Genomic DNA, 1177 nt, shown 5'->3' on the forward strand with positions numbered 1-1177 from the left:
GGGGAAAGGTAAAAAACTGTCTGGAATGATGGAGTACTACACTTACTTTTTTAAAGGGATGTACGATTTTTCTGTTGGTGAGTACATAAGAGCCATTCAGTCATACAAAAAGGCTGAGAAGAAGCTTTCGAGGGTTTTGGATGAAATAGAGAAAGCTGAGTTTTATTTTAAAATGGCTGAGGTCTTTTACCATATGAAACAAACACATGTATCTATGTATTATGTGCAACAGGCATATGACATTTATAAAAAGCACGATACTTATAAAATTCATCGAATCAAGTGTCATTTTGTTATTGCCGGCAATTATGATGATTTGAGGACTCATGACAGAGCGCTTTCTCATATGAAAAAAGCTTTATTTTTGCTGGATAGTATGGAGGACCATTCTCCTTTAAAGGCAAAAGCTTTGTTGAATATGGGGAATAGTTATAACCAGATGGGAAGCCTTTTTTCGGCTGTACCTTATTATCACAAGGCTATAAAGGCAGCTAAAATAAGCGGAGCGAAGGAAATTACCCAGGCTTATTATGATTTAGCTCTGATTCATTTTAGGAACAATGAAAAGATTGAAGGACGCGGATTCTTTGGAAAAGCAATGGAGCAAGCTGAAGAATTTAACGATAGTCTGTTTCAGGATTTATTAAATGTTCTAAAGGCATTATTTATTGAGACTGGAAGCAGGCAAAAGGTCATGAATGCCCTTGAGGCATTGAGAACAGGACAAGGCTATCCATATTTTGAAGAGCTAGCTTTAATCGCTGCAGAATTTTATACTATGGATAAGCGCATGGAAGATTCTATATATTTTTACAATGAGATGGTGTGCGCTCAAAGACAAATTCAAAGGGGCGATTTCCTGTATGAAGTTTAAAGGTCTTTTTTCAGCGGTCCTTATTGTAAGCCTGTTGGTTGGAGCGGGGTATTCTTTCGTGCACCATGATGAGGTTTCAGTTGCTTCAAGGAATGCAACATGATGAAGAATAAAGAATCGAGATTTTCAACTTGAAGATATGGAAAACAGATCGTTATTGATCTGTTTTTTTTTATTTTGTCATTTTTGCTTTTTTCCATTTTGGCAAAAAAAATGTATAATGATTTTAACAGCTGACACAAAAAATAATGGTTTAAATAAGACCAATAAAAAGACCAAGAAAGTGTTGGCCCACTTTCTTGG

Annotated in this window: 1 protein-coding gene; it reads left to right on the plus strand. The window is 35.8% G+C overall.

The features are described from left to right. Positions 1–874 (plus strand): tetratricopeptide repeat protein (locus ACFWXO_RS45585; protein WP_380533203.1); only part of this gene is annotated, 874 nt, incomplete at its 5' end. Between the last annotated feature and the right edge of the window lie 303 nt (positions 875–1177).

This window comes from Kitasatospora sp. NPDC059088, assembly GCF_042738155.1.
Taxonomy (GTDB): domain Bacteria; phylum Actinomycetota; class Actinomycetes; order Streptomycetales; family Streptomycetaceae; genus Kitasatospora.